The organism is Peribacillus glennii, from assembly GCF_003429105.1.
Lineage (GTDB): Bacteria > Bacillota > Bacilli > Bacillales > DSM-1321 > Peribacillus > Peribacillus glennii.
The window spans coordinates 12,070-35,848 of record NZ_QVTD01000005.1; the positions used below are offsets into that span (position 1 = coordinate 12,070).

Consider the following 23,779-nt stretch of genomic DNA (forward strand, 5'->3'; position numbering starts at 1 on the left):
GTAATAGATGGTGCCGTTAAAGCGAGCATGCCACTCCACAATACCCCATTCAAAGAATGGGGTTTCAGCAGTGATTTTGCTTTAATACATCGTTCCCGTGCCTTTTATCTTAAGATCTGTATGGACCCGTATATCCATATTTGGGTAAATTCTTTCCCAATCTTTGGTCTGCTGTTCGGTTGCCCCCATTTTTGCCTGATATCTCAATCCCAGGCCAAGCGGATCCGCTTCCATTTTTTGAATGGTTTTTAATACGCGTTTGACCCGTTTGCTTATCGTTGCACCGGCAATTTTCTCATAACGCTTTAATTCTTGATCGGTTGCCAATTTCTCTCCAGATCCTTCGATGAAACCCTTGATGTCCAAGTGTACATCAATGTAGGGCTTTTCCCCTTTCGGGAGCATTACCTGAATCCCCGATTTTAAATCATCAACATTGACGAACAACTGGTTCCCTCCAGAAGCGACATTAATCTGTCCCCTCCTGTCTGTACTCATTAATTCATTCAATATCCGTGTCTCATCCCTGGTCAAGTCAGCTTTGAGGGTACCCTTCGCAAATAATGCAACCTTGCTGATATTATAAGAACCTTTTATAGGTTCAATGATCGGCAGATACGGATCAATGCCATCCTCCCGAACTCTCATATAAAAGTCATTAAGCATTGATGTCATTATGTAAGGCGATGTATTGGTAGTCGGGTCGAAAGAAAGAATGAGAGCATTTCCAGGCAATCGCTCGGATTGGACCCTGGCTTTCAATACATCCCTTGCAGACGGCTTTCCAATTCCGAGATAAGTGATCCCTTGGATGTCACGCCTTCTTAAAAACCAGTTTATCGTAAAGCCCTGATTCTTCCTGATGGTCTTTTCATCAAAAACAACCATCCTGCAATGGCCAAAATCAAACTCTTTATCGACCTTTGACTTCATCACCCGTACCGCCTCAGGAATAGAGTCCGCCTTTTCGGAAATAATCTGAAAATTGGCCTTGCCAGGCCTTATCTCTGGGGAAGGTATCGCGAGTTTTAACGTAACGTCGTATGGCCTTTTTTCATCATTTGACTTATCTATACCCATTGCGACCACGAAGAAGCGCTTGTCTATATCCCTGAATGCGCAGCCTGCAAGTATGGTACACAAAAACAACAGCTCACATAACAGGAAAATAAAGCACGCCCTCTTCATACATTCTGCCTCCTTAAGGAAAATAAATAAACCATTATAACCAAAAGCACTTCGACAGGAAAACGGAAGTTAAACCAATATTTTACAATACTAGAAAATTCCCTGTGATTAACCTGAAGCTGAAAGATGATCGTCAAGATCCCTACAATCAATAAAAAAGACCGTCCCCATGTTTTCTTTTTCATGCTTTGTACGGCGCCCTTTAAAAGTTCCAAACCGATATGCCAGGTTACCATCCCAAACAGGAAAGTCATCAATACGTAAAAAAAGATTAATAAAAAGACTGTTCGCTCAATGAAGCCAAATTGCATCCTCAATGAATCCGCTGACATCAACCAGGGCAGAATGATATCGCCTATCGCATTAATCCCAAAGAAACCAATTGGGACGAAAAAGCTGCTTAGCAATATTCCGGTTCCAAGAATCGGGACGGTCCAAAACCATCTCAACGCTTTTTTTGAGTCAATATACCTATTGAATATAGCCAGGTTGATATATCCTATAAAGAGATATGTAGCTGCAGCAACGGAACTATAGTTGGGCAACTCCCATGTAAAATGAATCATTCTCACAATGTGCACGTAATTGAACAGGTCACTTCTCATTGCTTTAAAAATAATGAATAACACGACAGGAAATGCAATTACCATCGTGATTTCAGCTTTATATAATAAAGATGCCGTTTGCCGGACGGCTCCATAGATATATACGAATACAAAAAGTCCGGAAATTAACTCCAAACTCGCTTCAGGCATAATGTAGGTCTTTATCAAATAACTGAAAGAAATCAAAGCAAAGCTGCCGCTTGCTATCCACATTAATGAGAGGAAAACCAAAAAAGGCTTGTATACATACTTTGGCAAATTGTTTTCAAGGATTGTCGGAAGATCCATTTTTGGGAATCTGCTCATACCCTTTGTGAACAGGTAAGCCAATAAGCTTCCAATGGGGATGGATAGCAGAATGGACATAATGGAGCCGTTAAAACGGTTTTCAACCAACACCATTGGAACATTGAGAATAATATTTAATGTCATATTCATAAGGATGATAAAAAAGTAATAACGGGCCAATTCTGTGTGTCACTCCTTCCTGCTCTCCCTGACCTTGCTCATTTTGTCAGTTGTTCCCCAATACATTTTCAGGTATGGTTTTCCAAAGCTTCTTAAATCACTCAGATGGCAAAGCAGGAGAATGAGGCCTGCCACTACACCAACAATCCCAAAAAAACTGGCAAATACAATCAATGGGTATCTTGCACAACGGACAGCAAAGCTCATCGCATTAATAGGTATAGTGAAATTGGAGATTGCCACAAATGCCGTGATGATGATCATGATCGAGCTGACAAGCTGGGCCTGCTGGGCGGCCTGGCCGAGGATTAATCCACCGACAGTAGTGGCCGTAGGGCCTATCGTCTTTGGCAGCCTGAGGCTTGATTCCACCAACAACTCAACAGCGAACATCATAAACAAGACTTCAAAAAAAGACGGATAAGGCACGCCTGCCCTGCTTCCTGCAATCGTCAAGGCCAGCTGTGATCTTACTATTTCCGGATTGTACGATGTGATGGCAATATATAAAGATGGTAAAATAATCGTGATGAGCAATCCCACATACCTTAGCAGAATCAACAATCTGGTAACCCAGTATGGAAGGGTTTTATCATCCATTGAGGAAAGAAAATCGAAAAAAACGGCAGGAGCAACCAGCCCGAACGGTGTCCCATTCATCAAAATGACGACTTTTCCCTGTGAAAGGTTCAACGCAAGCCGGTCCGGCCGTTCTGTGATCATCATCGTTGGAAAAATCCTGTACTTCTCTTTTGTCATGTAATTATGGAGCTGGCCGGCAGCCTGAATGATGTCCGCTTTTAAACCAGATATTTTCTTTTTCACCTCATCCAGCACGTCCTCCTGGACATAATCGACATCATACAGAATGGCGATTCGGGTTTTTGAAAGCGTCCCCACGGTCTGCTGTTCAATTTTAAGCTGTTTAGATGGGTACCGGTTTCTTACTAAAGTCATATTCATTGTTAAATCTTCACTTAAACCCTTTTGCGCGCCCTGGACCGTTTGCTCAACGGTTGCATCAAGAGGCTGGTCGTTGGTTGGCTTCCTTACATCCACCGAATAAATCTCTCCGGAGAGGGCAATAAGGGCATTGCCCTGAAGCAGCAGTTTTTCCACATCGTCTGAAGCGTTTATGTGCTGGCAAGATGGCATGGATAATAAATGTAATAAATATTTACCTTGCTTTTCGCAGAGTAAAAGTGGTTCTATGATATCTTTTTTTATTTGTGCCTCGTTGCAAAGGCTTTTCATATAAATCAGTGCTATTTTTTTTTCGAAATATTCAAAGCGGTGGACCTTGAAATCGGGATTGTTATCATATTTCTCTTTTACACAATTAATTTCTTTTTGCAGCTCTTCCACGCAGCTCTCACACCCTCTGACATGACATTTTTTACAAAAGCTGTTCCGCAAATCCCGGTTTACGCATAAGAACCAATTAAATTTCTGTACACTTAAATAGTCTTTAGCCTTTAGAATCTTTCAAGCTTTTAATCCCAAATAGGATGCATGTCACTGTTGGAATCGTAACGATTAGTAATGATTCACTTCTGACCCCGCTTAAGATATCTTTCGTGAAAATTTTATATACGGTCCAGCCTATTCCCAGAGCTACAATGCCAAATAGTATAAGGATTAATTTTTTCATGGCAATTCGTTGTACCTTTCTATGTGAGCAATATATGGGTATCATGCGGAGTTTTACAGCAGTTTATGTAAGTATGGACTAAATTTGTCCTGGCCAGTGTGTCTCCTGCGGGAAATGCTAAGGGCTATCGATATTACATCAATAGCCGTGTTTTGTTCAGATTTGTCTTCAAATAAATCTTAGACTAATACGAATAAGACATATTGAGTCAACATGCTGGATTGATATTAGTCTGGTAAAAGGGATGAAAAACACATACTCCTTCACTTGCAGGATCACAAAATTCCTTTCAGTATCCACCAGATACCCAAAAATATGCTCTTCCTCATCATTGCATTCAATTCTCACTTTTACCCGTTATTGCTTTAATTTTCTGATACTGAGCTGAAGGGGGGCCTCGGATTATTTTTGTCTCTCCAGGTTGAACTAGATTAAAATCAGAACAGGGAACTTTTTTTGAGTTCCCTTTTTTCACTGATTTGTGATCCAATCATCCTTATAAAGGTGTGAAGCTAAATGAGAAACGGTTGGACCAGTGTTTTTCTATTCATCTGTTTGGCTGGATTTGCCGCAGTCTATTGGCTATGGCCCCGCAGCAGCGGAAAATTGCCAGTGCTGGATGAAATTTAAGGCTTTGAGTTGGAGAATGTCCACGGCAAGATTATCAAACCAATAATAAAAAGCTAAAACTGGTGGCGATTTTTTATACGCCCGGATATTTGCCCGAGGACGATGAAAGATTTTGCGTCATTGCAATCCATGCTTAAAAAAGATGGGTTATTTGGAAAAAGAGTGGAGCTGGTTTCCATATTTCTCGATCCCGAAAATGACACCAAGAAAGCCATACAAACCTACGGGCTTCTTTTGGAGCCGATCCTCCGGATTGAAATGGTTAAGGGGTCGAAAGAAACGAAACAAGTCGCGGATGCTTTTCAAGAAGTATAAAAAGCTGGATGAGGATTTCCTTACCCATTCCACTACGATGTATCTACTGGATGAAAAAAAATATCCGGCTCTCTATGATATGCAAATTCAAAAAACCCGGCTGTTAGAGACCAGGTCCTGAAAGACATTCACCATTTGGCAGAAGATTAAGCAAGCGCTGACAGCTCTAGCTGCCGAGCTTGGTACAAATTTTCTCTGTAAACTCCTTAATATTAATCGGTTTTGTTAAGTAGTCATCGAATCCTTTATCCAAGGCGAACTTAATATCCTTTTCCATCGCATTTGCGCTTAATGCTATGATCGGTATGTCATTCGTCAAATCGTTCTCCTTTAGTCTATCGAAAACCTGGTATCCATCCGTATCATGAAGGTTAATATCCAGGAGGATTAAATCGGCTTTATGCCTTGTTGCCAATTTTATGCCGTCTTCACCTGTATTTGCAGCTAACAGATTAACACCTACTGAAGCCAATACTTTATTTACCAGGTGGAGGTTGGACTCATTGTCTTCTATATAGAGCACTGTATAGTTCGTCAAAGCCGGTTTCACAATATTTGTATTCACTTCTTTTTCAGATGCACCCTCGGTCCCGCGGTCATATACTGGGAAACTTATGGAGAAAACACTGCCTATTCCGACACTGCTCTGAACCCCAATCTTTCCTCCCATGAGATTAACCAGCTGCTTTACTAAAGCCAATCCTATACCCGCACCTTGTTGTTTTCTATGAGTAATCCTGTAAAAAGGGTGGAATATTTTTTCGCATTCGTCGTTTGAAAAACCCCATCCTGTATCAATGATGTGAATAACCAGGTTGTTCCCTTCCATTATGGAAGAAATGGTGACCTGACCACTTTTCCGGTTATATTTTATGGCATTATCCAGAAGATTAAGCAGGATTTGTTTTAGCCTGACAGGGTCGACAAAAAGGGTGATGTCCTCACAGTGCTCGATTTGTTTGTGGAATGTAATGTTCTTGCTGATAGCCATTGGCTGAAGAGTATTGATACATTCATTAGCGATTTCCACAAAATTGGTTTTATCACAGAATACCTTTAATTTACCCGTCTCTATCCTGGACAAATCAAGCATTTCATTAATCAGATTAAGCAGATGGCGCCCACTGTTCAAAATCTCCTGCACAAAGTCAAGGTGTTTATCCTGCAGGGTCCGGTCCATTTCAAGCAATTGGGCAAAACCGAGTATTCCGTTCAGTGGTGTCCGCAATTCATGGCTCATTTTAGAAAGGAAATCCGATTTGGCAAAATTCGCTTTTTCCGCTTCTTCCTTAGACAAAAGGATAGATCTTTCCATGATCTTCCTTTCTGTAATATCCTGAAGCTCCCACAAATTTGCTATGGCATTTTTGTTCGTCCGGAAAGGGAAGTAATTACATTGAATAATCCTCCCCGCTAATGTTTCAATTTGTATGGAAGCCTTTTCTCGTTTTTTTACCACTTCTACTGTAGAGGCCGCAGAAAAAAAACTATGTAGATATGTAATGTGTTTTCCGATATAGAATTCAACATCTTCCTTTAGCCCAAACATCTCATGGGCCCTCTGATTCATCAAGGTTATATTTCTGTTCCTGTCAGAGGCAATGATGCCATTGTCCAGAATATCCAATAAGTTTTTTTGAAAGGAATGGGATTCCAGCAAGCGGGTTTCCTGTTCCTTTTGCAGGGTGATGTCTTTGATGGAAATAAGTGCAGCAGTTTCTTGATCCAGTGTGATGGGCAGAGGAGTTGCATTGACAGAAATCCACTTGATATTTAGATTCTTTTCTTTCACCCCAAGGACAACATCACTAAAAGAAATCCCTTTTTCGTAAGTTTCAACGCCAGGTAACTGGTCATAAGAAAGAGGTTTGCCGTCCTCTGTTACAAACTCAACGCCATATCTCTCCTTAAGGGTGGGTTGGTCATAAATGCCGGATAAATTCACGCCCAAAATCCTTCCCACATTTTCATTTAACGTCTCTACCCTCTTGTCCTTGCCCATGATAAAAATACCTTCTGACATTGTATTCAAAACGGATCCATACAAGTTTTCCTTCTGGCGGTTTTCCGCGAGCAGGTTTTTCTTGTCCGATATATCGATACAGGATGCCATCACTTCGATCACGGAACCATTTTGTACAACAGGCATTAAAGAGGCCACATAATTCACCTCATTAATTGTGCTCTCGTACTGGACATTCTTCCCTGCCCACGCTTGTTGGTAGAAAACCAGCTTTTGTTTAGCTACGCTTTTTTCCTCAAAATCATCCAATACGCGGCCTAAAATATCAGCTGGAGTGAATCCCATTTTAGATAGCAGCCCACCTTCACAAAAGGTATGGATGAATCTTTCACCTTCCTTTACAAATTTAAATACCAAGCCAATATCTGAAGGGTCGAGCTGTTTAACGTCTCCATATCTTCTCATCTTCTTTTTCTCCTAAAAATTAATGCCAAACATTAATCATTTATATTGTAAAGTATCCCGTTACCTGAACAATTCCCTTTTTTCAGACTATAGTATATATTTTATAGCAATTATTTTTGCTTTTATATATAAACTAAAAAAAGAGTCCGCTTTTTAAGGACTCTTCCTATTTTTCGTATTTTATAATTCTTAGAATGTATTATATACATTTTCACATTCTTCGCCTGTCGGCTGATAAAAGCAATGGAGCTTAAAACGTGCTACCAGCGGCTGATTATACCATGTCGCAGGGCAATTTCCCGCCGGCCTGAAATACCATAAAGCATATTTCGACGGCCAGATCCTCTCTCCATTCACCGCCCTGCGCGCCAATCTCCTTTCTCTTTCTCTAGGACTTTGATAAAAGTATCCCTTTTGCACAGCTTCAAAAGCGTGTTCCTGATAAACCATTTGGGGGATGGTTCTTAATCCCCTAAAATCGGAGCAATTCGCCCGGATGCGGTTAATCCCAACGTTGCCGACCATCAGCATCCCTTGAATGCCCTCGCCTTCAGCTTCCGCCCTAAGCAATCTTGCCAATAAATCGATATCTTGCTGCCTGGCTTTTACAACTGCCATTCCTCCACCACCTAAGGAATTATTCCCTTTATCATATTCCAGCCCACCGGAATGATGACCTCTTATTTGTAAAATTTGCCCATAGAAAGAAGGACATCAAGCCTATTTCTTGTCCATATTCTTTACAATCCCTGTATTAACCCATATGATTTCTTTTGGATGCTTGCCAACGAATTTTATTTTATTGGTATAATAAATAAGTGAAAACATTATCTTGACTACGCCACTTATTACCAGCAAAGGAGAAACATATGCAAAACAAGGGCGAAGATTCACAATTACATAGGGGATTGGAACAAAGGCACATCACATTAATGTCACTCGGTGCAGCAATTGGCGTTGGTTTATTTCTCGGTTCGGCAAATGCAATCAAACTGGCGGGCCCGGGGATTTTATTAGCCTATGCCGTAGGGGGCCTTGTGATTTTCTTAATTATGAGGGCCCTTGGTGAAATGGCGATCAAAAATCCGGTTGCAGGCTCCTTCAGCCGTTACGCGAGGAATTATATCGGACCGCTTGCCGGCTTCATCACCGGGTGGAATTATTGGTTTTTATGGATTGTAACTTGTATGGCGGAAATCACGGCAGTGGGAATATATATGCAGTATTGGTTCCCGGGAACACCTCAATGGGCCTGGGCCCTGGGCGCCCTCATCATCATGGCGTCTGTCAATTTCCTCGCAGTTAAAGCCTATGGCGAATTGGAGTTTTGGTTTGCCTTGATAAAAATTATCACGATTGTCTTAATGATCGTCTTTGGACTCGGGACGATACTTTTCGGAATTGGCAACGGCGGGGTTGCAACCGGGTTTAGCAATCTGTATACACATGGAGGATTCTTGCCGAACGGACTATCCGGGGTACTGCTTTCCTTGCAGATGGTCATGTTCGCTTATCTTGGAGTGGAAATGCTCGGAGTTACGGCGGGTGAAGTCAAAAATCCAAAGAAGGCATTGGCCCGTGCCATTGATTCTGTCTTCTGGCGCATCCTCGTCTTCTATGTACTATCGTTGACTGTCATTATGTCCATATATCCTTGGGATGAAATCAGCCCAAAGAATAGCCCATTCGTTATGACCTTTGAACAGATCGGGATCAGGGGGGCTGCTGGATTCATTAACTTTGTTGTCCTTACCGCTGCCTTGTCATCTTGTAACAGCGGCATTTTCAGCACAGCGAGAATGCTGTTTAATCTCGCGCAGCAAAAGGAAGCGCCAAAAAGCTTCGAGCGTACAACGAAAAGTGGTGTTCCCGGCCTCGCGGTAGTTGTCTCGGCAATCGTTCTATTGATTGGTGTCTACTTGAACTATATTGTATCCGAAAAGGTATTCAACTGGGTTACGAGCATTGCAACGTTCGGTGCAATTTGGACATGGGGGACAATATTGATTTCACAGCTTCGATTCAGAAAAAGGATCGATGCGAAGGAAAAGGACAAGCTGGAATACAGGATGCCCTGGTATCCATTCAGTTCGTATTTCGCACTGGCCTTTTTACTTTTGGTAGTCGTGCTTATGGGCTTTTCTGAAAATACCGCGGTCGCCCTGATTGTCGGTCCGATTTGGATCCTGCTTCTCGTAGCATGCTACTTCGGTTTTGGATTGAATAAGAAAAAAGGCTGACATACAAGGGGTCTTCACCCATAAAACTTCTATATTTAAATCTCAAAGCAAGGTTCAGATCTAAATGTAGAGTTGTGGGGTCTGACCCCTTTGCTTCCTGCGTCATCCTCTTACATGGAATCTTTTTTATTGCCCCTTTTCTTTATCGCCCGGTACACAATCCATATAGCCCCCAGCATAATTATAATCACTGGCAAATTGCCCAGGATAAAAACGCAAATCGCAGAAAGGGTCGCCAGCAAGAAATTGATGCTTCCCGCGAACTGTTTTTTCGTTTTTTCCCAAGTATTTAAGTCTTCCTTATCAATATTAGGGACAATGACTTTCTCTTCAAAAGTATTGATCGTTACCGTTGAGTAAGAAACCTGATTATTGAGGAACTTCATCCTGCCCATGATCGTTTCTATTTCTTCCTGCACCTTTCCCAGATCTGTTGAAATTTGCAGGAGATCTTCTGTCCTTTCTGCTTCTTTCAAAAATTCCAGCAGCCGGGCTTCAACTGTCCTTTTCGATTTCAACCGTGATTCCAGGTCTACATATTCTTCGGTCACATCTTCGCCCTTTACTGAGCGTTCAATTACCTTTGCCGCTGCTCCTTCTGCTTCACCAAGGAACTTCTGAAAGCTCTTTTCGGGAATTCGTGCTACCATGGTTCCACTTAAAAACCCTTCGCTTTCAGAATATACATTCGACTGTACAATATACCCTCCATAACTCTGCACTTTTTCTTCAAGTTTCAGATGGGTCTTTTCAAGGTTTTTCACCTCAAGCTGGAGATCGGCATTATGGATGATCATCCTGTCAGCTTTGGGTTCCGTTTGTTCCGATTCGCCGGAATTCCCCCCCTTTTCGTTGGCTGATTTCGATTCCGAGGTCTGATTCATATCCGCAGCCTGCTTTCCACCTGAGGCTGCCTTGTCACTTGTACTGGATTCATTATTTTCTGAACATCCTGCAAGCATGAACAATAAAAGAAAAATATAAATGGCAGTGGCCTTCTTCCATTTCATCGTCTATTCCCCCTTCTTTATATGAGGAGACGAAATGGGGTAAAAGTTAGTTACAGCTTTTAGCAGAATTATTAGAAAACTTGCCGATTGGCTTGCCTGTAAAGTCGAACACTAAGGACGTGGCACTTAGCTGTGATCTGATTTATACAGATAAGAAATTTATACTCTCTTATCTGCAAAAAAAACCTTGCTGCTAACGCAGCAAGGTTTTCTTATTTATCTTTTATTGGTGATGCGCCCTTCTACTGCTGCCCTAATTTTGCCGCCGTTGAACGTTTCCTTCACATAATTTACGAAGGCATCAAGGTCAACAGAGCCATATGTTCTTTCTTTTCCTTTCAGGACAAGATAGCTATCTCCGCCGTTTGCCATAAAGTCATTCACCACAGCAGTATACTCCTGGTCATCTTCAATTGGTGTGCCATCGGTTTTTGTTAATTCAACCACACGATCTGCTACCGGCTGGCTGAAGTCAGCAGTATATTTCAAGCCTGATATTTGCAGTGTTTTTGGGGACCCTTCAATGGCCCATTGCTGCTGCAGCAATGTTTTTATTTCCGCACCGGTCAGTGTGAGCTTGACAAGCACGTTTCCAAACGGCTGGATTTTCGCAAAATCGGCATATGTGACAGTTCCTTGAGGAATATCTGCACGGATTCCCCCTGGATTCATGAATGCGAAATCAGAGTTCAGATCGGCTTTCATGGAATCGGCAATCAGGTTTCCTAGCGCGGACTCTTCATTATAAGCATTTGCTTTTGTAATCGGAGCATCCGTTGTACCAAGCGGTTCCTTTAACTCCGGGAACATATCAAGATATTTGTTAATCAATGCAGTCGTTTCTGCATCCGGTGTAACGCCATCTTGAACCACTGTGACAATTTCAGCTGACTTTTTCACAATATCATTTGTTGTTGGATCAACTTCAAGATCGACATCTTCAAATGCCGTTCCATAGGAATATGCCTGGACAATTAGCTTGTTATCAATGATGTTATTCAGCTTAGCATGGTTGTCGCCTGCAAATATGACATCGACTTCATCATCAACCGTATTCGCAAGATCCACTGCCTCTCCCGTAACAACACCATTTCTGTCGCTGCCGGGATCATGGGAAATCACCACAATGGATTCAACGCCTTTTTGCTTTAGTTCGCCCACCGCTTTGTTCACAGCCGTTGCTTGATCAATAAACTCTATCTTCTCAATTCCGGCAGGATTTACTTTCGACGGTGTTGCGTTTGTTACGACACCGATAAACCCGATGTCAATACCGCCGACTTTCTTGACAGTATAAGGATCCAAGATTGGTTTTTTCGTATCTTTATAGACTACATTTGCGACAACGTAAGGAAAATTTAATTTATCAAACACTACATCAGAGGTAGGTGATTTTCCGCCATTGATTTGGGCCATTAATGTATCAAGGCCCCTATCAAATTCATGGTTTCCTACCGTACCGACGTCAAAGCCCATATTATTCAAGAATTCCAATGTCGGTTTGTCCTGCAGCTTGGATGAAACCGGCGCGCTTGCACCGACAGCATCACCTGCGGATATCAACAATGTATGTTCTGGATTCTGTGCTTCCCTTTGTTTCAGATGTGTTGCCAGGTAATCCGCACGTCCTTGTTTAACCCCGCCAAATTCGGATGTTGTATCCAATTGGCCATGCAGGTCATTGATTCCTAACAGTTGAACTTTTACGTTTTCAGGCTTCTCGCCTTGAAGATCAAACTTGAAGGTACCGAACCCTTTTTCGTCCGTTTTTCCTGTGTAAGAAATTTTGCTGTCGGCCGGTAAATATTCTGCACCTTTTGGTGATGAGCTGAATGTAACATTTACATCGCCATAAATCGGAGCAATTGACCAGTTGTTATCTGCAGTTGGATTGATTTCTTTTTTCTCGGTGATGTAATCCATTAAAATCTGGCGGTTTTCATCTGGAGAATCGACCACATATTCGCTTCCTTTAACTCCCGGGAAGTTTCCGCCGCCCCCAGCCCGGTAGTTATTTGTAACGACGATAAAGTCCTGTACAGGGTCAACTGGCTGTCCATTATAGGTTAGGTTTTTGATGCGGCTCGAATCTGAAATTTTATTGCCTTTTATATCATAACGGGCAGGCTTTGTAACGTCGATTTGGTACTGTACCCCATCGATAATATCAAAGTTATAAACCTGGAAGCTATCATTCAACAGCTTTTGTTCTTCTGTTTTGGCAGGGTCGATTGTGTTGAATTTACCCGCTGACATTTCAAGCCATTCTTTAACAACCGAGCCTTTTACTTTAATCGCTTTAAGCGTGTTGTCGTAAAGGTACAGGTCACCGGCGCTTCTGATAGTCAAATCGCCTGTCTTGATCTCAGTGTACTCTTCCACACCATTGCGTCCCGCTTTGAAAGGAGCTCCGACTGAAAGGATAGGAAGATCTTTGTATTGTGGCTTGTTAGCCGCGACATACTTTTCTACATACCACTTTTGTGCATTCGTCACTACTTGGACAGAAGGGTCATCCTGTACAAGAGCGAAGAAGCTGTGAATCGGTGCGCTAGTTTTGCCAATCGGTGTGTTCACATATTTAATGGTTGCTTCGTGGTCGGCTTTCACGGCTGCCACTACACGCTTGTCTTCCTCTGTCTTTTGGTTTGTTGCTTTGTCAAAGACAGTCCGGTTGGAAGACTGGGAATCTACGACTTTCCACTTCCCTTTCACACGATGCACTTTAAGGTCGATAATTCCCAGGTTGCCTCCGCCGTATCCAGCCTGTACAGCAGGCACTCCATTAATTGTTCCTTTTGTATTGTCAACTCCAGGCAATACTTTGCCAATGCTGTCTTTAAAAAGGGCATCCAGCGTCTGTTCCGTGGCAGCAGGGAACACTTTATGAGTATGCGAAAAGGTAATCGCATCGATTCCCGGAACCTTGCTCAATGAATAAACGGCATCTTCCGTATTTCCAGTATCGCCGCTAAAGCCGGAATGGGTGAGGGCAATGATGATATCCGCGCCTTTTTTCTTCATTTCCGGAATATATTTTTTTGCTGTTTCCACAATGCCTTTTGTTATGACTTTCCCTTCGAGGTGCGCCTTGTCCCAATCCATGATTTGCGGAGGGACGAAGCCTATATAGCCAATATCAACTTCTAACTCTTTACCATTCTTGGCCCTTACTTCCTTTTCAACGATTCTATAAGGGCGGAATTTATTTTTATCATTGTTGGGATTCTTATCATGATCATCGATATAAACATTTGCATTCACATATGGGAATCTGGCATCATTCACAGCTTCTTCCAAATAGTTCAGCCCATAGTTAAATTCATGGTTCCCGAATGTTGCCATGTCATATCCCAATTGATTCATAGCTTTATAGGCAGGATGTACTTCCCGCTTTTCGAGCGGGTCTACTTTTGCTTTATAAGTCCCCAATGGCGTCCCCTGGATTAAATCACCATTATCAACCAGAACACTGTTTTTCACTTCTTTTCTTGCCTGTTTAATCAGGGTGGCCGTACGTGATAGCCCGATAGAATCGGATGGCGCGTCCTTGAAATAATCATATCCTACCAGGTTTGTGTGGACATCGGTCGTTTCCATGATTCTTAGTGAAAACTCCGAGCTATGGCGAGGCTTTTTTTTATCGTGTCCGTGGGTCTTATCAGCAAAAGAAGGAATAGCAAATTGAGTTGTGGCTAATCCAATGGCAACTGACGAGGCTATCCATTTTTTCAATCGATGCTTCATTAACATGTTCCTCACATTCCTCCCGGAAAAGTATAAAATCCTAGACCAATATACCACGGTTATATTGATGCAGGATAAAAATTTTATATATTTAAAAAATTCAGTTAAAAAGGACTATCAGTGTGATCTTTTTAGATAAACACTTGTCCGTCCGATAGTTCTTAATCCCTGTTTTTTTGAAAATCTGTTATTTTCACGAAAAAAAGGCGGCCCCTTTTAATGGGCGCCAGGTTTTTCGCTGAATTTATCCTTGCATTAAACATCTTAGTTAACTTGGGCAGACGTCATGCATTTAAATAGAATCCAATAGTAATGATACGAGCAAGCCGAGGGAAGCAAAAATGCCAGTTATCGTTCCCCCGTCTTCATATGCTTCGGGCATCATGGTCGAAGAAATCATAGCAATAATCCCTCCTCCAGCAAAAGATGCCAGACACGCTAGTACAGTCTCGGAAGCCTGGTCCAGGAATAAAAAGCCTCCAAGTGAAGAAAGTGCAGAAATCACCAGTACAGAACTCCATAAAATAAAAATCTTTCTTTTAGAATAATGGCTTTTGAGCAAGCCCGTAGTGCTGGAGAGCCCCTCTGGAATATTGCTCAGAAAAATGGCAACGACGAGCAGCCAGCTGACTGATCCTTCTTTTACTAAACTTACGCCGATCATTAAAGATTCCGGTATTGCATCCATTACCGTTCCAATGAAGATTGCCACCCCCGTCCCGGTTGAAGCAGCCTTTGTACTGGAACGCTTCCTCTCATTTGCACCCTTCCTTGAAACCAATAAATCCAATATGGTAAATATAATTGCCCCTGCCAAAAAACCGATTGACGTGGCCATGATGCCTCCATCATGTGCAGAATGACCAAGTAATTCGTAAGCCGCTGCGCCAATCAAAACTCCTGTTCCAAAAGCCATGATATAGCCAATAAAATTTTTCTTGATTGGAATCAAAATTGCAGCCAGGGCACCTAGCAAAACGGATGCTCCTGAAACCCCGCCCCAAAAAAATGCCTGCAGCATAGACTCATCTCCCGTCTTCCTTTTTCTTCTTATCCCCAAGGTTTGGATTAATAAACCGGGAAGGGTAGGATTAGAATCACTTTTTTTATTAACCTTGTTATAAAAAAAGAGACAGGGATGGTCCCTGTCTCTACCGCAAATTGATTATTCATGGAAATTGGTGCCGTCTGTCGTTGCTTCGATGATGCCGGCTCGGACGACATAGTCACCGAAGTGCTCGCCTTCCTGGCGTTCTTTTGCATAACGGGGAAGAAGCATACTCAGTTCGTTTAGAATTTCTTCTTCTCCGATGTTTTCGCGGTACATCTTGCTAAGGCGGCTGCCGTCAAAAGCCGCACCGAGATACATGTTGTATTTGCCCGGCGCCTTTCCGATAAAGCCTATTTCACCAAGTGCATGGCGTGCACAACCATTCGGGCAGCCGGTCATACGGATCGTAATTTCTTCATTCCGCAAGCCGTTTTCATCAACAATCGCCTCAATCTTATCAATCAGCTTAGGCAAATAGCGTTCTGCTTCCGCCATTGCCAATCCGCACGTAGGAAGAGCAACACAAGCCATCGAGCTCCGGCGGAGTGCTGAATGATGCGCGCCATCTGTCAAGCCGTATTGTGCCATGAGCTCGCTGATCTTTTTCTTCTTTTGGCTTGATACATTGCCAATGATCAGGTTTTGGTTTGCCGTCAGGCGGAAATCACCGGTATGGATCTTGGCGATTTCACGCAAACCTGTCTTCAGTTTGTATCCATCGTAGTCTGCGATACGTCCGCCTTCAACGAACAAGGTAAAATGCCATTTGCCTTGGACGCCCTTCACCCAGCCATAACGGTCTCCGTTATGGTCAAAGTGGTACGGCTTCGCTTCATCCAGCTTCCAGCCAAGGCGGTTTTCCAGTTCAGCCTTTACTGTTTCCAGGCCGAGACGGTCAACCGTGTATTTGAACCGGGCATTTTTACGAACGGAACGATTTCCGTAGTCGCGCTGAATCGTAATAACTTTTTCCGCTACATCATAGATTTGGTTAGGCGAACAGAAGCCGATCACTTTGGCTAGCTGAGGGTATGTTGCTTTATCCCCATGGCTCATTCCCATACCGCCCCCGATGGCGACGTTAAAACCAATCAGCTTGTCATTTTCCACAACCGCAATGAAACCCAGGTCCTGTGAAAAGACATCAATATCATTTGATGGAGGAACAGCAATCCCGATTTTAAACTTGCGCGGCAAATAAAGCGGACCGTACATCGGTTCGATTTCTTCCACCTCAGGAGTGCCGGCCACCTTTTCTTCATCAAGCCAAATCTCATGGTAGGCTCTTGTGCGCGGCAGTAAATCATCACTCAATTTCTTCGCCCATTCATATACTTCTGCATGGATTTCAGACTGAAAAGGATTAGATGTGCACATAACGTTCCGGTTCACATCACCGCACGCAGCGATCGTGTCCAAAAGGGCCCCGTGGATTTCCTGAATCGTTTTTTTCATATTCCATTTTAAAATCCCATGCATTTGAAACGTTTCCCGCGTAGTCAATTTCAATGTGCCGTTGCCATATTTTTCGGCAAGGTCATCCATGACAAGCCATTGGGATGATGACGCCACACCGCCCGGAAGACGGACGCGCAGCATAAACTGGTACGCTGGTTCCAGTTTTTGCTTTTGACGCTCATTGCGCAAATCCCGGTCATCCTGCAGGTAGCTGCCGTGGTGTTTCATCAAGCGATTGTCATCATCAGGAATTCCCGCGCTGATCCGGTCCAGCATTACTTCCTTGAGAGAGCCGCGCAAATAATTACTTCTTTCTTTTATTTCCTCAACATCACTTGGCGGGCCATCCGGCGCTTTTAAAATTGGGTTCACCATGACTAAAAACTCCTTTCGATAAATCAGTATACATCACGCTGATAACGTTTTTGCTGTTGCATATCGGCAAGATATTCTTCCGCACTATCACGGCTCATGCCGCCTTCTTTTTCGATAATATCAATGAGCGTATTATGGACATCATGCGCCATACTTTTCTCGTCTCCGCAAATATATAGGACCGCTCCTTCTTGAAGCCACTGGAACAATTCCTTGCTATTTTCCAGCATGCGATGCTGCACATATACTTTTTCCTCCGTGTCACGGGAAAACGCAACATCCATTTTGGTCAGCACACCGTCTTTCAGCCACTTTTGCCATTCAGTCTGGTAAAGGAAATCGGTAACGAAATGCTGGTCCCCGAAGAACAACCAGGATTTCCCTTCCGCGCCGTTTTCTTCACGCTCCTGCATGAAAGAACGGAACGGTGCCACACCTGTGCCTGGTCCAACCATGATGATCGGTGTCTCCGGATTATTTGGCAGCTTAAAGTTTTGATTATGCTGAATGTAAACCGGCAGCATATCTCCTGGATTCAAACGTTCTGCACACAAAATGGAACAAACGCCATTTCGTTCACGTCCATGGGTTTCGTAGCGGACGGCACCGATTGTCAAATGCACTTCTTCCGGATTTGCGGATAAACTGCTTGCGATTGAATAAAGGCGTGCCGGCATTTTCCTTAGAATGGAAATAAAGTCTTGTGCCGACCCGGTCCATGGAGCAAAATCACGCACCAAATCAAGCAAATCGCGACCTTCAAGATAAGACTTCACGTTTTCTTCATTCCCCGGTGTTAGGAGCTCCCGTAAGTCATCACTAGCTGAAAGCTCAGCCGCTTTCTGAAGAAGGGGCTTTGTCAAAACGGTTATCTCGAATTGGGAAGTCAGTGCTTCTTTAAGCGGGCGAACTTCTCCTTGTTTACCTACCGCTACCATTTCTTCCGGATTCCAGTCCATTTGCTCAAGAAGCAGGTTCACCAGACCAGGATCGTTTTCCGGATATATACCAAGGCTGTCTCCCGGTTCAAAGGTAAGACCGGACCCTTCAAGCGATAGTTCCAAATGGCGTGTTTCTTTGTTAGAACCGCGGCCGTTTAAATTTAAATTTTCCAATACTTCCGCTTTAAAAGGATTCGTTCTGGAATAAGACGTTTCAACAGCTTTTGGGGCATCGGCTAAAGCAGGTGCAGCATTTCCCCCCTGCACTTCACTTAAGCTAGCAACCACGCCTTCCAGCCACTCGGCCGCTGGCTCATCATAATCAAGGTCGCAATCTACACGCGGATAAAGCCGTGTCGCGCCCAGCTCTTCCAGCCGGGCATCAAATTCTTTACCCGTCTGGCAGAAAAACTCATATGAGGTGTCTCCAAGTGCCAGAACAGAAAAGTGGAGATCCTCAAGCTTTGGTGCCCTTCTGCCATGAAGAAACTCATGGAACGTCAGCGCGCTGTCCGGCGGGTCCCCTTCCCCGTGTGTGCTCACGATAATAAGCAGGTTCTGAACTTTCTTCAGATTGTTCGGTTTAAAATCACTCATGGACGATACAGTAACCTGAAAGCCCCTCCCCTCGAGTGTCTTTCCCGCATTCTCCGCAAGCCCTTGCGCGTTGCCCGTTTGTGATCCATAAAGAACGGTCACTTCTTTTGATACCGATTGGGTGGTTCCAGCTGGAAGCTGTTCCGCCTGCGCTTCTGGAGTTAAAAGTTCAGAAACAGACTGGGTTGCGGCCAGATAGCCGCTCAGCCAGACCTTTTGTGACTGTGTTAAAGTCGGCAGAAGGCGGTTAAGGAGCTCTGCCTGCTCCTGATTAAATGGACTGTTCATTACCTGAAGTTGCAACGATTTCCACCTCACAAAGGAATATAAACTAATCATCATTAATAATGACTGGTTTCGACAATTCTTGCAATTCACTTTTCATCGATAATATAATAAATTTTTACCATAATTGTATTATCCCTATCAACTAAGTAGGTTTTATGACATAAGAAACACTTTATATGCTGACATGATCCCAGACAATTTTATAAAAACCCTACTTTAACTTTACCGGAAGAGTCAAGATTAGTAAAATACATATAAATTATCGTTACTATTAGGAATACTAATAATAAGGAGGGTTTCTTTTGTACTATGATGAGTTAAAGACATTTGTTACTCTGGCCGAAGTGAAAAACTTTACAAAAACGGCCGAAACGCTTCTCATGTCTCAACCAAGTGTAAGTCTCCATATAAAAAATTTAGAAAAAGAATTCCAAACCCAATTATTTTTACGTTCACCAAAATATTTAAAAATAACTCCAACTGGCCAGATATTATATGACCGCGCAAAGCAAATGATCACCATATATGAACAGACCAGGCAGGATATTCTAGAACATCATAACACAATTAAAGGAGAATTGAAGATTGGCGCAAGTTTTACAATCGGGGAGTATATATTGCCTTCGCTGCTATTTGACCTTCAAAAAGACTATCCGGAACTTGAGCTTCAAGTGATAATTGGAAACACAGAAGAAATTGTTGAATTTGTGCGGTTGTATCAAGTGGATATCGGTCTAATTGAAGGCCAGACAAATGAGAAAGAGGTTTCCGTTCACCCTTTTATGGAGGATGAACTATTCATCGTTTCTGCGACCAATCATAAGCTCGCTTCTAAAGATGAAGTGACTGTAGCTGACCTTCAGAATCAAGCATGGGTATCCAGAGAAGTTGGATCAGGTACACGTGAATATCTGAACCACGTCATCCGTTCGAATGGCTTAAAAGTTAAATCTCTTCTTACAATTAGCAGCAATCAAGGCATTAAAGAAACAATCATAAACGGCTTGGGGTTGTCACTGCTGTCCCGAAGTGTCATTGAAAGAGACGTACAGCATGGGAATCTCTCCGTTATTAAGTTGAAAAATCAGTCCTTTATCAGAACGCTTTCCTACGTTTATTCCCCTATTATGCAAGATAAAAAGAATGTTAAGACGTTTACAGGTGCGTTGAAGAAAAAATGGCCCAATAGCGGATATAAAGTAAAATAATTGACAAAAAATAATCATGTAACTACAATTGTTACACATGGTGGTGTAAAAAATTGATTAATAGCCGGTTTTCTGTAGCGATCCACACTTTATCTTTGATTGCTTCATTTCCGCGTGGACAAATTACTTCCGAGGCAATTGCCAACAGTGTCAATACGAATCCTGTGGTGATCCGCCGATTGATCAGCCAGTTAAAAAAAGCAGGAATTTTGGCCACTCAGCCAGGGGTGGCGGGAGCATCCTTAACAAAAAAAACTTCAGAAATTTCCCTATTGGATATTTATAAGGCTATCCTCAATAAAGATGAGTTATTTGCAATCCATGAAAATCCAAATGTAAACTGTCCTGTGGGAAAGAAAATCCAGTCCACACTTAATTGTACATTTCATACTGTCCAAAAAGCGATGGAGGACGAATTGGCTAACAAAACACTCAAAGATGTAATAGAACATCTCTTTTAAAAATGAAGAGATGTCCTTGTACCGCCAACATGTAACTTTTTTTGTTACAACAATTAATTAGGAGGCATTTCGTATGAAAATTGGGATTATAGGTGCTGCTGGTAAAGCAGGAAGCCTGATTATGAAAGAGGCGCTTGACAGAGGGCATGAAGTTACAGCAATCGTGAGAAATGCTTCAAAAGTGGCTGGAACAAATGCTGCAGTCCTTGAGAAAGACTTGTTTAATCTTACCGGGGATCACCTCAAATCTTTTGATGTAGTTGTAAACGCATTTAGTGCGCCAATGGGGGAAGAACATCTATATGTAGACGCTGGGAGATCCCTTATCGATGCCCTTAATGGGGCCCCTGACACAAAATTAGTTGTGGTAGGCGGTGCAGGAAGCCTCTTCGTTGATGAGGCAAAAACAACCAGGCTTATGGACACACCGGAATTTCCTGACTTTGTGTATCCAACGGCATCAAATGCAGGAAAAAATCTGGAGGATTTGCAAAATGCAGATTCAATCACATGGACCTATATCAGCCCGGCTGGATTATTTGACGCAGAAGGGAAGAGAACAGGATCTTACCAAAATGGAAAAGATCATGTGATCCTGAACAGTAAAGGACAAAGTTATGTCAGCTATGCGGACTATGCGATAGCTGTAGTGGATGAGATTGAAAATCCTCAACATGTGAATGAGCGGTTCACTGTTATTTCTGAAAATTAAAAAGGAGCTGGCCCGCTCACACGGGTCAGCCTCTTGTGTGTTTTGAGGTACCAACTGGGTTTTTAGTGTAAAGCTGTTGACCCATGTATTTGGGTTCCTTCAAGTGATACGTGGGTTTTCACATCCTATCAGCAAAGCGGAAAGGTGGCTCCAATTCAAGGAGGCGGGAAAAAGTGGTTGGTGCTTAAACGAGCCGTTCTTTCGTTCAACTTAGTTCGGAAAATGGAACGCATATAAACAGTGCAAGAATTCATCGAAAAGCAATGAACTTTCCCCTTCCAGCTCTCCTTTTCCCGCAACGCTCGTTTTAATGGTTTTCCCCCATGTCTGGCTGCTGTCATTGTTGGGGTTATAGAAATAGACACGGACTTCGCCTGACGGATCCTTGCCGATCCTCTGAATCAAGATGGCATGCGCGCCCAAAGCTGAATCATCTTGGCTATAAATGATGATGCCTGCCGGCTGGGGAAGGTGTCCGCTGATCTTGATATTGGAGAAATCCGGATGATAGTAGCGGTAAAACAGAGAAGAAAAATCCCCGTTATGATATTTGTCTGCAAAACCTGATAGTACCCCTTGGCGATGGAATTCAGGATTGATCACTTTATGGATATCTCCTCCTCTGAATCCTGCTCTTTTGATCATGTTTCCATAAATTGCATCCAACAATGGCACTAAAACTGCCGAAACCGGATCCATCGGGATGGTGAAATCAAGATCTCTTACAGGGAGAAAGGAAGAATCGATTAAATGCCCTTCAAAAGGAAATATAATATTTTCTCTCTTTACAGCTTCTAAAATCAGTTCCAATAAAAAAACCGGATTTTTCTGTGCCCAATAGCTCAACGCTCTTGTGGATTGGCAGCACGGATTGAATCCCTGCCCGATACCCAGAGGCTGCCCCAGTACACTTACCGTTCCCGCAAGAAGATAAGTTTCGGCTGGTATTCCGCTATCGCCATATACTGCTATTAGTTTCCTTTCCACCGCCTGGCACGGTTCTGTGTTAAGCAATTCCTCCAATATTTCAACGAAATTTCCCGTAAAGATATCCCTTTCAAGAAGCCGTGACAGGCTATACACAGTCTGTTTCGTTTCCGGTTTTATCGCCGTTTCTATGATTTTCTTTACTAGTTCAGCATGCTTATCAAGCCGCTTGAACCCTTCCTTGCTTAATCCCAGCAGCTTCCTTACTAAATCCAGTTTATAACTTGCTGCTGCAAAGACAATAAGGTTTACATGAAACATGGAAACAATTCCGGTTTCCTTCATGGAACGGCACAATTGTTCCGCTTCCTTATAAAGTGCATTTTCCGGGCTGCGCGCAAGTGCTTCCATATAATTTTTCCCATACTGTTCAGCTAACTGCGATGGAGCCATCAATGCCTTTTCGAAGCTGTGAAACTTTGTGTTTTCCCTCTGGTTCTTAGATGTCGAAGCGATTCCTGAGGCGATCAGTTTTTCAATTTTGTCGGTAATGATTGGCCGTTGAACAGAAAGCTTCTCAATCTCATCCGTTAAAAAAGCGAGGATGTCAGGAGATGAATGCCGCTCAGCAATAAATTCAAATAAAAGCCTAATTTCCTTAGGAACCAGACTTCCTTTAATCCTGGCTTCTTCCGTTTCAGGTACATATAAAACGTCAAGGTTCGCGGCAATCACTTCATCCAGATAGCCCTTTGCTAATTCCTTTGGGATGGACGGCGCATAATAATTTTCGTTTGCCACGGCCAGCATCCTTAGATTGCTTATTGCCTCGGCTGCTGCCATATCGCCGCCTGCCATCAGCGTACCGCGGACCAGGCGAGGCTGCAGTTTATCCGCTTTTTCCCATGGGCCGCCAACAAAAAATCCATACTGATCAAGAATGGGCGCATAATGCAATAAGCACTCCAAGCCAATTTTATCCACTAATAGCTTTTGAGCTTCACCAATCAGGCTTTCTTTTATTCCCCCCCTATTCTTGCTGCTATCCTGTACATATAATTCAACGAGGTGTGAAAACCGGTTATCTTCTGATTGCCATAAAAGGCCCATTGTACCCTTTCCCTTCGTTCAAAAGGTTTACTACATTATAGACAATTATTGGCATATGTCTACATCTTATCTAACGTATGCCATCAAATGAGAAGCAGGGACGAGCCCGTTTTTATCAGCTTGTTTCGATCAGTTTAGTGTCTGATTGGAACGTTTTACGTTTAATGAAGGAAAAAAAGGACTATCGTAGAATTTTAATGGTGTAAAAATCCCGTACCGTCCTATAAAAATAGTAGATTCGGTAAAAGCACCTGAAAATGGGGGATAAAATCCGGTGTTAGGTTTAGATAACCAAGTTCTTTCCAGAACAGAATCGTTAAAAAAGGCATGGAGATAAGCCAAACACTACATAGACCACCAAAGGAGTTA

Annotated in this window: 17 protein-coding genes; 5 read left to right on the plus strand and 12 right to left on the minus strand. The window is 42.8% G+C overall.

Annotated features, from left to right (window positions below):
• Nucleotides 1-81 precede the first annotated feature (81 nt).
• The 4 genes from D0466_RS09555 to D0466_RS21890 all read right to left on the minus strand — a co-directional run bounded on the left by D0466_RS09555 (nt 82) and on the right by D0466_RS21890 (nt 3,912).
• Nucleotides 82-1,188, minus strand: a complete 1,107-nt coding sequence (locus tag D0466_RS09555; RefSeq protein ID WP_117322351.1) for a Ger(x)C family spore germination protein — start codon at nt 1,186-1,188, stop codon at nt 82-84.
• Nucleotides 1,185-2,261, minus strand: a complete 1,077-nt coding sequence (locus D0466_RS09560) for a GerAB/ArcD/ProY family transporter (RefSeq protein ID WP_117322352.1) — start codon at nt 2,259-2,261, stop codon at nt 1,185-1,187. Before D0466_RS09560 ends, D0466_RS09555 begins: the two co-directional genes overlap by 4 nt.
• A 9-nt stretch (nt 2,262-2,270) precedes the next feature.
• Nucleotides 2,271-3,626: a spore germination protein gene (locus tag D0466_RS09565; RefSeq protein ID WP_158555880.1), complete on the minus strand. Its 1,356-nt coding sequence runs from the start codon at nt 3,624-3,626 to the stop codon at nt 2,271-2,273.
• Nucleotides 3,627-3,729: 103 nt separating this feature from the next.
• Nucleotides 3,730-3,912, minus strand: coding sequence for a DUF945 domain-containing protein (locus D0466_RS21890; RefSeq protein ID WP_142919919.1), 183 nt, complete (start codon nt 3,910-3,912; stop codon nt 3,730-3,732).
• A gap of 717 nt (nt 3,913-4,629) precedes the next feature.
• Between D0466_RS21890 and D0466_RS09570 the strand changes: the two genes are divergently transcribed.
• Nucleotides 4,630-4,857 carry an SCO family protein gene (locus tag D0466_RS09570; RefSeq protein WP_267897386.1) on the plus strand — a complete coding sequence of 76 codons (228 nt, stop codon included), beginning with the start codon at nt 4,630-4,632 and terminating at the stop codon, nt 4,855-4,857.
• A 166-nt stretch (nt 4,858-5,023) separates the two neighbouring features.
• Here the strand turns inward: D0466_RS09570 and D0466_RS09575 are convergent, their stop codons facing one another.
• Together D0466_RS09575 and D0466_RS09580 are read right to left on the minus strand one after the other, a co-directional pair.
• On the minus strand, nt 5,024-7,285 hold the full coding sequence (locus D0466_RS09575; protein WP_117322355.1) for a hybrid sensor histidine kinase/response regulator: 2,262 nt from the start codon (nt 7,283-7,285) through the stop codon (nt 5,024-5,026).
• 189 nt (nt 7,286-7,474) lie between these two features.
• Nucleotides 7,475-7,903, minus strand: coding sequence for a cell wall hydrolase (locus D0466_RS09580; protein WP_117322356.1), 429 nt, complete (start codon nt 7,901-7,903; stop codon nt 7,475-7,477).
• Nucleotides 7,904-8,154: 251 nt separating this feature from the next.
• On the opposite strand from D0466_RS09580, the gene D0466_RS09585 reads away from it, so the two are divergent.
• Complete coding sequence (locus D0466_RS09585; protein WP_117322357.1) at nt 8,155-9,525, plus strand: amino acid permease; 1,371 nt, start codon at nt 8,155-8,157, stop codon at nt 9,523-9,525.
• Nucleotides 9,526-9,635: 110 nt separating this feature from the next.
• Here D0466_RS09585 and D0466_RS09590 read toward each other — a convergent pair whose 3' ends face one another.
• The 5 genes from D0466_RS09590 to D0466_RS09610 form a co-directional block, all read right to left on the minus strand.
• On the minus strand, nt 9,636-10,535 hold the full coding sequence (locus D0466_RS09590) for a DUF4349 domain-containing protein (RefSeq protein WP_117322358.1): 900 nt from the start codon (nt 10,533-10,535) through the stop codon (nt 9,636-9,638).
• Nucleotides 10,536-10,751: 216 nt separating this feature from the next.
• Nucleotides 10,752-14,288: a bifunctional 2',3'-cyclic-nucleotide 2'-phosphodiesterase/3'-nucleotidase gene (locus D0466_RS09595; protein WP_117322359.1), complete on the minus strand. Its 3,537-nt coding sequence runs from the start codon at nt 14,286-14,288 to the stop codon at nt 10,752-10,754.
• Between the two features lie 286 nt (nt 14,289-14,574).
• On the minus strand, nt 14,575-15,303 hold the full coding sequence (locus D0466_RS09600; RefSeq protein WP_117322360.1) for a ZIP family metal transporter: 729 nt from the start codon (nt 15,301-15,303) through the stop codon (nt 14,575-14,577).
• Between the two features lie 144 nt (nt 15,304-15,447).
• Nucleotides 15,448-17,166, minus strand: coding sequence for an assimilatory sulfite reductase (NADPH) hemoprotein subunit (gene cysI, locus D0466_RS09605; protein WP_117322361.1), 1,719 nt, complete (start codon nt 17,164-17,166; stop codon nt 15,448-15,450).
• A gap of 23 nt (nt 17,167-17,189) precedes the next feature.
• Nucleotides 17,190-19,007 (minus strand): assimilatory sulfite reductase (NADPH) flavoprotein subunit, encoded by a 1,818-nt coding sequence (locus D0466_RS09610; RefSeq protein ID WP_117322362.1) that lies wholly within the window; start codon nt 19,005-19,007, stop codon nt 17,190-17,192.
• A gap of 287 nt (nt 19,008-19,294) precedes the next feature.
• Here D0466_RS09610 and D0466_RS09615 point away from each other — a divergent pair, with 287 nt between their 5' ends.
• The 3 genes from D0466_RS09615 to D0466_RS09625 all read left to right on the plus strand — a co-directional run bounded on the left by D0466_RS09615 (nt 19,295) and on the right by D0466_RS09625 (nt 21,373).
• Nucleotides 19,295-20,200, plus strand: a complete 906-nt coding sequence (locus tag D0466_RS09615) for a LysR family transcriptional regulator (protein ID WP_117322363.1) — start codon at nt 19,295-19,297, stop codon at nt 20,198-20,200.
• A gap of 53 nt (nt 20,201-20,253) precedes the next feature.
• A complete protein-coding gene (locus D0466_RS09620) occupies nt 20,254-20,661 on the plus strand; it encodes an Rrf2 family transcriptional regulator (protein ID WP_117322364.1) in 408 nt (135 codons plus the stop codon).
• Between the two features lie 73 nt (nt 20,662-20,734).
• Nucleotides 20,735-21,373: an NAD(P)-dependent oxidoreductase gene (locus D0466_RS09625; RefSeq protein ID WP_117322365.1), complete on the plus strand. Its 639-nt coding sequence runs from the start codon at nt 20,735-20,737 to the stop codon at nt 21,371-21,373.
• 210 nt (nt 21,374-21,583) lie between these two features.
• Here D0466_RS09625 and D0466_RS09630 read toward each other — a convergent pair whose 3' ends face one another.
• The gene (locus tag D0466_RS09630; RefSeq protein WP_117322366.1) at nt 21,584-23,410 is read right to left on the minus strand and encodes a hypothetical protein; all 1,827 of its coding nucleotides are present in this window, start codon (nt 23,408-23,410) and stop codon (nt 21,584-21,586) included.
• Nucleotides 23,411-23,779: the final 369 nt, after the last annotated feature.